Raw genomic sequence first — 8469 nt, 5'->3', positions numbered from 1 at the left:
TTTGCTTTTCCGCTTCACCGTCCATGCCGCCATACTTCGCCTTGTACTTGTAGAAGGTTGCATCCGAGATGCCGTGCTTGCGGCAGACATCGACTGTCTTCGCGCCCGCCTCCTGCTCCTTCAATATCCCGATGATCTGTTCTTCCGTGAACCGTGAACGCTTCATTCGTCCGTCTCCTGGTTGCGACGGACTCTACCAAAATCTGGAGGAAGTTCAGGGTCTCAGGTCAGGTCGAACACACCCTGCTCCAGCCCCTCCCAGCAGGCATCCTGGCTTGCCTTGTCACGCGGCGGCGGTGAGCAGACGAATTTCGCGCCGTCCAGCCCGTCGAGGTCCAGGTCGTCGGCGGTCAGCATCAGATATTGAGGGCAGGTCTCGCCGGCGATCTTCTGGCCGCGCTGGCGGGCGCGGCAGATCTCCTCCATCGCCTCGCGGTTGGAGACATGGACGATGACGATGGGCACATCGACGATCTCGGCAAGGGACAGCGCGCGATGGGTCGCCTCGCGCTCCGCAGCGATCGGCCGGGTCGTCGCATGGTATTTCGGGGCGAACCTGCCCTCCTCCTCATGCCGGCCGATCAGGTAACGGATCGCATCCTCGTTCTCGCAGTGGACCATGACCAGCGCGCCCGTGCGCCGCGCCGTGTCGAGCGTGGCCAGTATCTCGTCATCGCGCAGCCGAAGGCCCTCATAGGTCATGAAGACCTTGAGCGAGGTATAACCGTCCTCGACCAGCGCCGGCAGTTCCTGGCCGAGGACCTCGGCCGTCGGATCGGTGATGACGAGGTGGAAAGAGACGTCGACATGGCATTTTCCCTCGGCCTTGGCGTGATAGACCTTCAACGCCTCGCGTAGCGTCTGGCCCTTCTCCTGCATGCAGAAGGCCAGAACCGTGCTGTTGCCGCCGATCGCCGCCGAGCGGGTGCCGCTGTCGAAATCGTCGGCCATGACGATGCCGTCGCCCGAGGGCTGGTCGAGATGCACATGGCTGTCTATGCCGCCGGGCAGGACGAAGAGCCCGGTCGCGTCGATGACCTGATCGGCATCGTCCAGGCCGAGGGCAAGGGCGGCGATACGGCCATCCTTGATACCGACATCGCTGACGAATGTGTCGCTCGACGTCACAACCGTTCCATGCCGGATCACCGTATCAAAGCGCATGCCCATGGTCCTTGCTGTCTCGTGGATGGTTCTCAGCTCGCCTTGGCCAGCCCCGCCTCACCGGACAGGATCCGGTCGAGCGCGGCGGTGAAGCGATCGACTTCCTCGATCGTGTTGTAGTGAACCATGGAGACGCGCAGCATGCCGCCATGGTCGGTGAGGCCGAGGTATTCTGCCAGCCGGCGGGAATGGAAATCACCAAAGCGCATGGCGATCTTCTCCGAATCCATCGCCTTGCAGAGTTCACCGGCATCGCGACCGACGAAGCGGAAGGCGATGGTCGGCACGCGGTTTCCTCCGCGATTGAACGACTGGCCAACAATATGGCAATCGTTGCGCGAGCGCAGATAGGCCAGCAGGCGCTCCGACAGGGCGTTCTCCTGCTCGGTGATCGCGGCATAGGCGGCCACGATTTTCTGGCGAACCGTGCCCGTCTCGCCCGCCTGTTCGCCCAGCGTGGTGAGGTAGTCGACGATGCCGCAGGTCGAATAGGCGAGCTCGTAGTTCGGGTTGCCCGGCTCGAGTTTGCCGGGCACTTTGTCCTTGCCGTAGAAGTAGTGGTAAAGCGTGTCGAGCTCGAGCAGCAGGTCGTATTTGCCATACATCAGCGCGTAGTGCGGACCGTAGGTCTTGTAGAGGCTGAAGACGTAGTAGTCGACGTCGAAAGCCTGAACGTCAACTGCGCGATGCGGCGCATAGGCGACCGCATCGACGCAGATCTTGGCGCCGCGGACATGAACGAAATCGGCGATTTGTCGAATCGGGTTGATCGAGCCGAGAATGTTGGAGCAATGGGTGACGCAGACGAGCCGGGTGCGTTCACTCATCAGCGGCTCGAGGTCGGCCAGATCGAGCGTCAGGCTTTCCTTGTTGAGCGGCCACACCTTGAGGACGATACCGCGTTCCTGCAGGCGGTCCCAGGGACCAATATTGGATTCGTGGTCAGCCACGGTGACGATGATTTCATCGCCAGGGGCAAGTTGGCTCTGCATCGCTCGAGCGAGATTTTGCAAAAGCGCCGTCGTCGAACTGCCAAAGACGATTTCTTCTGGTCGGCTGGCATTGACAAGATGCATGGCAGCGGTGCGGGCTTCATAGAGCGCGCTGGCGGCCGCCTGCGACACCTCATAGGAGCCGCCGATCTGGACATTCTTGTCGATCAGGAAGGTGTTGATCCGTTCCACGGCGCCTTTAAGGATCTGCGACCCGCCGGCATTGTCGAAGAAGGTCCAGCCACGGTCGAGGCCGGGAAACTGGCTGCGCACGAAATCGAGGTTGAGCGGCGATGTATTGGCCATCCTTGTGGTCCTCCGAGGTATTTTTCTTGTTCAGTGATTGAGGACCGCGCGCAGGAAACCGCGCGTCCGTTCTTCCTTCGGTGCGTCGAAGATCTCAGCGGGTGAGCCGGCTTCAACGAGGCGGCCGCTGTCCATGAAGATCACCCGATCGGCAACCTGGCGGGCAAAGCCCATCTCGTGCGTGACGACGATCATGGTGACGCCGGTGCCGGCGAGCTTGCGCATCACGTCGAGCACCTCTCCGACCATTTCCGAATCGAGCGCCGAGGTCGGTTCGTCGAACAGCAGGACGCGCGGCTCCATGGCAAGGGCACGGGCGATCGCGACGCGCTGCTGCTGACCGCCGGAAAGCTGACCTGGATATTTCTCCGCCTGTTCGGAAATGCCGACGCGGGTGAGCAATTCGCGTGCCTTGCGCTCCGCCTCCGCCGGCGACGTCCCGCGCACGCGCATTGGCGCCAGCATGACGTTCTTGAGAACGGTCATGTGCGGAAAGAGATTGAAGGACTGGAACACCATCCCGACCTCGGCGCGCACCTTCGCCAGCGCGGGCCCCGGCTCGACGCGGATGCCATCGACGACTATGCGGCTATCGGGCTCAAAAGCCTCGAGATGGTTGATGCAGCGGATCAGCGTCGATTTACCCGAACCGGAGGGACCGATCACGCAGACGACCTCCCCCTCGGCGATGTCGAGGTCGATGCTGTGAAGCACGGTGAAGGTACCATAGGCCTTGGTGAGGCTGCGGATGGAAATGAGAGGATTGCCCGGTTGCTGCATCAGCGTTTCCCCCGGCTGAAGTGTTTTTCAAGACGCGAAACGACCGCCACCATCGGCCAGAGCAGCGCGACGTAGATCAGCGCCGCGCCGATCAGCGGCGTCGGATTGGCGGCGAGCGCCTGGGCCTGCGTGGCCTGTTTCAACAGGTCCGGCATGGCGACGACAGAGGCGAGCGCCGTATCCTTCATCACGTTGATGCAGTTGTTGGTGAGCGGCGGGATGACGATGCGGATCGCCTGCGGCAGGATGACATCGATCATCGTGTGGCGGTTGGAAAGGCCGAGGGCTGCAGAAGCCTCGAACTGGCCGTGCGGGATCGCCTCGATGCCGGCGCGAAAGATTTCCGCCGTATATGCGGCCGAGACCAGGGATAGAGCGGTGACCGCCGAGAGAAAGGGCGACAGGCGAATGCCGACGAAGGGCAGAGCGTAGTAGACGACGATCAAAAGCACGAGCAACGGGATCGAGCGGAAGATGTCGATATAGATGCGGATCAGCAGCTTGAACAATCTCGGCGCGTAAAGACGGGCAACCGCGAGGAAAAGCCCGCCGCCGAGGCCCACCAGAATGCTCGTCACGCCGATCTGCAGGGTGACGACGAGGCCCCACAAAAGCGCTGGCAGGCTGTCGGCCAGAACCTGCAGGTTGAAGAAGGTATTGAGAAGTGTCATGCCCTGTCGGCTCCCCTGGCAAGCCGGCGGGACAGTTCGTGCCCCGCCGGATCTGTCATAGGTCTTACTTGCCCTTCGGCATGTCGAGAACGGTCACCGTCGAGGTGGTGTCTTCGGCCTTGGCGCCGAACCATGTCTCGTGCAGCTTGGCAATAAAGCCTTCCTGCTTGAGCGTGGTGATGACGGCATTGACCTCCGTTGCGAGCGGATCGTTCTTGTTGAACATGATCGAGTATTTCTCACCGGTCGGGATGCGCTCAACCACTTTGAGGTCCGGCTTGTCCTTGACGTAGTAGAGTAGCGCCGGAATGTCGGAGATGTAGCCGTCGATGCGGCCGGCGACGAGGTCGAGCATGGCCGGCTGCAGCCCCTCGAAGCGGCGAATCTCGCCGAGCTTGTATTCACCCTGGTTGGCCCCGGCCCACATGTCGCCGGTCGAGCCGGTATCGACGCCGACGACCTTGCCGCCCATATCCTTCAAGCCCGTGATGCCGGAGGCGGCAGTGACCGTCAACGACTGGTCGCTGTCGTAATAGGGCTGGGCGAAGGTCACCGATTCGAGGCGCTTCTCGGTGATGGTGATCGAGGAGATGGCCATGTTGATGCGACCCGACTGGACTGCCGGGAACAGGCCGTTGAACGGCGTGTTGACGAATTCGACAGACTTGCCGAGACGCTTTGCAATCTCGTTGACAAGGTCCACCTCGAAACCGGTAACCTTGCCGCTGGCATCCTCGAACTCCCACGGCACGTTGCCGATATTGGCGCCGACCGTCAGGTCCGCCGCCTGAGCGCCAGCCGTTGCGAAGGCAGCAATGAGACCTGCCAAAATGGTCGTCTTTAGGCTTGATGAATGTGTCATGAGAGTTCCCCTTGTCTTTTGAACTTGACTCAATTTACATTGGTCTAACTGGTCAGACCAGTTAGACCAGTTAGACCAGTTAGACCAGTTAGACCAGTTAGACCAAAAGAGCATGACGCTTTCCGCTTGGCAAGATGGCGGGAGAAAAAATAGATTGGCGGTCAATGGCCCCGCTGGGAAGGAAACGCATGTTGAACAAGACGCTCGTCCCGCAATCCGTGGCCCGCGAAATCCAGACCATGATCCAGACCGGCCAACTGAAGGCGGGAGAGAAGATCCCGTCGCAACGCGAGTTCTCGCAAAAGTTCGGCATCAGCCGCGCGTCGCTGCGCGAGGCGTTGCTCACGCTCGAGACGCTCGGACTGCTCAAGACCGAAGCAGGACGCGGAACATTTGTGGCAGGCTCCGGCGATCGCAACCAGGCCAACCACATGGCGCCATGGCGCTATTCCGACAGCTACTCCGCCTTCGACGTGTTCCAGACACGTATCCTGCTCGAGGGCGAGATCGCAAGACTGTCGGCCGGCCGGCTCACCCAGTTGCAGTTGGAGAACATGGAGGCCGCAACCCGGGTGATGGAGCAGTCCTGGGACAACCAGGACCTGCTGGCAAATGTCGAGGCCGACCTCCAGTTCCACAAGACCATTGTGTCGGCTTGTTCCAATGCGATGCTAAAGGCGCTCTACCAGACGGTGCGGGACCAACTCACCGAGACGCAGCGCCAACCCATTCCGATCACCGACCCCGAACGCATGACACATTCCATCGCCGAGCATCGACGCATCATCGCAGCACTCAGGGCAAATGACGCGCAAGCGGCCCGCAGCGAAATGGAGGCTCACATTCGCAATACGGCACGATGTGCTGGCCTCTCACCATGATGGCAGATGTGCATGACAACGAACATGACGAGAGGTCGGGCTACATTCCGGCGAGCTTCTCGAGCGCTATCGTTATTCGTATGGGTCGGTGCTGAACGGCCCTGCGGAACCTTGCGGCACCTTTACATTTTGACTTGCGGTCACGCAGTTCTGTCAGGTTTGTGGGCAAAAATCACGGCGGCATTCCCACTCTAGGCTGCACACAGGGCTGCGTGTGAAACCCCATTCATTGCGAAAATACTCCTCAACTTGACGCTAACCTTCCCAAACGTTGACAAAAATCGCCGGAAATCGATTTTTTACCCATGATGTAAAGCTCGGCGGACTCGTTCTGGCTGCACACATGTGTCCGCGCGATCGAATGCAGGGCTGATGTCCGTCGCATTCTGCACTGTCGTGCTAGCATCCGCCGGGCTCGACCTGAATTCCGCTTGGTGTCCTTGATCGCCAGCGTCGGAAACTTGTCCGCGCTCAGTGGCGCGGCTCTGCGGTAGATCGATCAACGCCGCGTGGGCGCAGCTGACTGGGACCGTGAGGTAAGTGGCAACTAAGAGCGCCCCAGGGAGCGTCTGCTTCGCCTGGCTCTTCGTGGTCGACCATCCGCAGCGCGCCGACTTCGTGCTCACTGTCGTCTGGTGCCGGCTAGCCTTCTGCCCGCCAGCATGACGGGCGCGCTTGCTAGATATACCAATCCGCTTGACGGGAACGTCGAAGTCCTAGGGAAAGGAAAACTCCGAGATGGGGATGGCTTCCGCGCTGGCGACGACCCCAAAGTCCAATCCTCCCATGCCGGAAATCGTAATAGAGACTCACCAGCGAGCAAGCGGCAGCTACGTGCATGGTCTGCGCATTTTTCAATGTGAAACGCGTCAGCGCGAATCCTCGAGTCAATGAGAGCACGCCGATCAATCGACGCTGCACCTTAATCTGCGGCGCGACCGGAAGTTCTCGGTATAAAGGCAACCTGATCTCCACGCGTTCGGTGTTCGGCCACCCTCAACCTTGCTTGCTGGGTCCGGCACGGCGAAGCGGGTGACGGGAACGAGGCAGCGGTGCTCGACACCGAGCCAGCGCGTCCAGTGCTTGCTCGATGTGTTGCGGACGTTGGTCGTGCCCCCATCTGGCTCCATTTTAAGGAGCTCCTCGAAGTCGACGTCCTTGCCTTTGGCCCGTAGCTTGTCGGCGCGCTTCAAGGCGGCCTGATAAAGCGCCTAGCGGGACGAGGGCAGACCCCAGCGCACGCTCGCAAGCTCGCGCCCGGCCGGCGTGTTGCGCACGATCGGGGCCATGTGATCTGGGTAGACGTCGATCGAGGGCTCCAGGTTGCCGAGGCTGTCGACCATGGTGCGGGTGAAGGCGCGGATCGCTTCCTGGTTGGTCGTGACATTGTAGAGATTGCACATGGGGTGGCCTCCTTGGTCAGAGCCTTCTATCACGCCAGAGGGGTTTCTTCACCCACTGGACCTCGACCAGCTCGCGGACGACGAGGCCCGGTATCTCGCGGGCGAGCAGGGTCTTGAACTCGACGGTCATGTATTCCTTCGCTCCGCACTGGTCGCAGCGGAAGCGGCCCTGCAGATGAAGGATATGGATGTTCTGGCCGATCAGTTCGCGAATTTCAGCCGGCCTATGGAAACGGATAGTCTTGCAGCGGCCGCAGCCGGCGCGCACGAACTGGCCCAGGCCATCGGCGTCGTCCAGCGTCGGGATCTTGTTTTCAAGGTAGGGGTGGGCGCGGCCGCGATAGCTGATCGCGGGCATGGCTCATTCACTCCGCTCGAAACTCGGTGCCCAGCCGCGTGTCATGCCGCGGCTCATGGCGTCTTCTGTCAGGGCGAGCTGATGGCGCAGATGCCGGCAGTCCTCGATGAGCGAGGCGATCGCCGCGCGAGCGTCGCCCTGATGCCAGACGAGGGCGGCTTCGACGGGGTCGACGGGGACGGTTTCAAGTGGTCAGTGGTCAGTGGTCAGCGGTCGGCGTTCATGGTCTAGGTCCTCGTGTCATGAGCATAGTTCCGAAAGCGGCCGCCTCGCTTTCGTTCCCAATATGTTCTCATGCCGGCGGGAGTCAATGGTGTTGACTACCAGCATCGCCGCTATTCAAAGCGGGCTGCCGGCACTTCTCACGGCGGTGAGATTTGAAGTTGCTCCCCACCGACTTGCCGTTTGCCAATTCTTCACACCTCAGAATCTGCAGAAACACATCGATCGGGAGGCGCCGGCTGCGTTGTCGCGCCGGCGACCAGCCCCTGGCGACACGGTCAGCCGGGCAGGCCCGCCATCAGTCGAAGCCGACGGCGAAGCGACTGGTTCAGTTCGGGCAAATTGTCACCGTAGAGATCGCGGAAGAAGCTGAGCCAAGTTTGCTCGTTGGACGAGGCAAGGGTATCCTTAAAGACGCTTTCAAGCGTGTTCACGAATTCGCTCCCGAACCAACTTTTCAATACAAGCACGAACAACTGCTTTTCGTCGCAGCCAAGCGCGTTCGCCAAGGTCATGACCTTGGCGAGCGGAACCCTGGCATCGCCGTTCGCCAGTGCATTAATCATATCGGGGTTCTTGAAGCCGGCAAGCGAAGAGTATCCGCTCCCGCTTCAGAAGATTGAAGAAGCTCTCAGCCACCGCGTTGTCATGGCAGTTGCCGCGTCGGCTCATCGAGTGAACCAGATTGTGGTGCTTGAGGAACGAGGCCCAGTCCATGCTGGTGAACTGCGAGCCTTGATCCGAGTGGATCAGCACCTCGCCCTTCGGCTTGCGCCGCCAGACCGCCATGAGCAGCGCCTGCAACACGACATCCGTGGTTTGACGGCTCT

Annotated in this window: 9 protein-coding genes and 3 pseudogenes; 2 read left to right on the top strand and 10 right to left on the bottom strand. The window is 60.8% G+C overall.

Translation table 11 applies throughout. From position 1 onward, the window contains the following. The 6 genes and pseudogenes from RHIZ70P_RS22135 to RHIZ70P_RS22110 all read right to left on the bottom strand — a co-directional run. Nucleotides 1-166 (bottom strand): transposase (locus RHIZ70P_RS22135; RefSeq protein WP_147294007.1); only part of this gene is annotated, 166 nt, incomplete at its 3' end. A gap of 62 nt (nucleotides 167-228) precedes the next feature. Beyond that, a pseudogene (locus RHIZ70P_RS22130) lies at nucleotides 229-1164 on the bottom strand (amidohydrolase family protein); the annotation flags it as partial. Nucleotides 1165-1196: 32 nt separating this feature from the next. Next, the gene (locus RHIZ70P_RS22125) at nucleotides 1197-2462 is read right to left on the bottom strand and encodes a cysteine desulfurase-like protein (protein ID WP_115672723.1); all 1266 of its coding nucleotides are present in this window, start codon (nucleotides 2460-2462) and stop codon (nucleotides 1197-1199) included. A 30-nt stretch (nucleotides 2463-2492) separates the two neighbouring features. Further along, on the bottom strand, nucleotides 2493-3242 hold the full coding sequence (locus RHIZ70P_RS22120; protein WP_115672722.1) for an amino acid ABC transporter ATP-binding protein: 750 nt from the start codon (nucleotides 3240-3242) through the stop codon (nucleotides 2493-2495). Then, on the bottom strand, nucleotides 3242-3913 hold the full coding sequence (locus tag RHIZ70P_RS22115) for an amino acid ABC transporter permease (protein ID WP_115672721.1): 672 nt from the start codon (nucleotides 3911-3913) through the stop codon (nucleotides 3242-3244). Before RHIZ70P_RS22115 ends, RHIZ70P_RS22120 begins: the two co-directional genes overlap by 1 nt. Before the next feature lie 64 nt (nucleotides 3914-3977). Beyond that, on the bottom strand, nucleotides 3978-4775 hold the full coding sequence (locus RHIZ70P_RS22110; protein ID WP_115672720.1) for an ABC transporter substrate-binding protein: 798 nt from the start codon (nucleotides 4773-4775) through the stop codon (nucleotides 3978-3980). Between the two features lie 188 nt (nucleotides 4776-4963). Between RHIZ70P_RS22110 and RHIZ70P_RS22105 the strand changes: the two genes are divergently transcribed. Further along, entirely contained in the window at nucleotides 4964-5656 is a 693-nt protein-coding gene (locus RHIZ70P_RS22105) for a FadR/GntR family transcriptional regulator (RefSeq protein WP_115672719.1), read from the top strand. 971 nt (nucleotides 5657-6627) lie between these two features. Here the strand turns inward: RHIZ70P_RS22105 and RHIZ70P_RS22100 are convergent. Both RHIZ70P_RS22100 and RHIZ70P_RS22095 read right to left on the bottom strand, forming a co-directional pair. Then, nucleotides 6628-7059 (bottom strand): annotated as a pseudogene (locus RHIZ70P_RS22100) (SOS response-associated peptidase); the annotation flags it as partial. Between the two features lie 16 nt (nucleotides 7060-7075). Further along, nucleotides 7076-7417: a hypothetical protein gene (locus RHIZ70P_RS22095; protein ID WP_115672718.1), complete on the bottom strand. Its 342-nt coding sequence runs from the start codon at nucleotides 7415-7417 to the stop codon at nucleotides 7076-7078. 81 nt (nucleotides 7418-7498) lie between these two features. On the opposite strand from RHIZ70P_RS22095, the gene RHIZ70P_RS23120 reads away from it, so the two are divergent. Next, a complete protein-coding gene (locus RHIZ70P_RS23120; RefSeq protein ID WP_181904105.1) occupies nucleotides 7499-7648 on the top strand; it encodes a hypothetical protein in 150 nt (49 codons plus the stop codon). A gap of 269 nt (nucleotides 7649-7917) precedes the next feature. On the opposite strand, the gene RHIZ70P_RS22090 is transcribed toward RHIZ70P_RS23120, so the two are convergent. Together RHIZ70P_RS22090 and RHIZ70P_RS22085 are read right to left on the bottom strand one after the other, a co-directional pair. Continuing rightward, nucleotides 7918-8205 carry a hypothetical protein gene (locus tag RHIZ70P_RS22090; protein WP_115672717.1) on the bottom strand — a complete coding sequence of 96 codons (288 nt, stop codon included), beginning with the start codon at nucleotides 8203-8205 and terminating at the stop codon, nucleotides 7918-7920. 31 nt (nucleotides 8206-8236) lie between these two features. Next, nucleotides 8237-8469, bottom strand: a pseudogene (locus RHIZ70P_RS22085) (DDE-type integrase/transposase/recombinase); the annotation flags it as partial.

Source organism: Paenirhizobium selenitireducens ATCC BAA-1503 (genome assembly GCF_900492185.1).
GTDB lineage: Bacteria > Pseudomonadota > Alphaproteobacteria > Rhizobiales > Rhizobiaceae > Allorhizobium > Allorhizobium selenitireducens_A.
Note: the sequence above shows the minus strand (reverse complement) of the source record. Positions and strands in the feature narration are given on the sequence as shown.

Bases quoted from the DNA above. Each gene is read 5' to 3' on its own strand.
- RHIZ70P_RS23120 (WP_181904105.1), top strand. From the start codon at position 7,499: ATGGCGCAGATGCCGGCAGTCCTCGATGAGCGAGGCGATCGCCGCGCG.
- RHIZ70P_RS22125 (WP_115672723.1), bottom strand. From the start codon at position 2,462: ATGGCCAATACATCGCCGCTCAACCTCGATTTCGTGCGCAGCCAGTTT.
- RHIZ70P_RS22120 (WP_115672722.1), bottom strand. From the start codon at position 3,242: ATGCAGCAACCGGGCAATCCTCTCATTTCCATCCGCAGCCTCACCAAG.
- RHIZ70P_RS22095 (WP_115672718.1), bottom strand. From the start codon at position 7,417: ATGCCCGCGATCAGCTATCGCGGCCGCGCCCACCCCTACCTTGAAAAC.
- RHIZ70P_RS22090 (WP_115672717.1), bottom strand. From the start codon at position 8,205: ATGATTAATGCACTGGCGAACGGCGATGCCAGGGTTCCGCTCGCCAAG.
- RHIZ70P_RS22115 (WP_115672721.1), bottom strand. From the start codon at position 3,913: ATGACACTTCTCAATACCTTCTTCAACCTGCAGGTTCTGGCCGACAGC.
- RHIZ70P_RS22105 (WP_115672719.1), top strand. From the start codon at position 4,964: ATGTTGAACAAGACGCTCGTCCCGCAATCCGTGGCCCGCGAAATCCAG.
- RHIZ70P_RS22110 (WP_115672720.1), bottom strand. From the start codon at position 4,775: ATGACACATTCATCAAGCCTAAAGACGACCATTTTGGCAGGTCTCATT.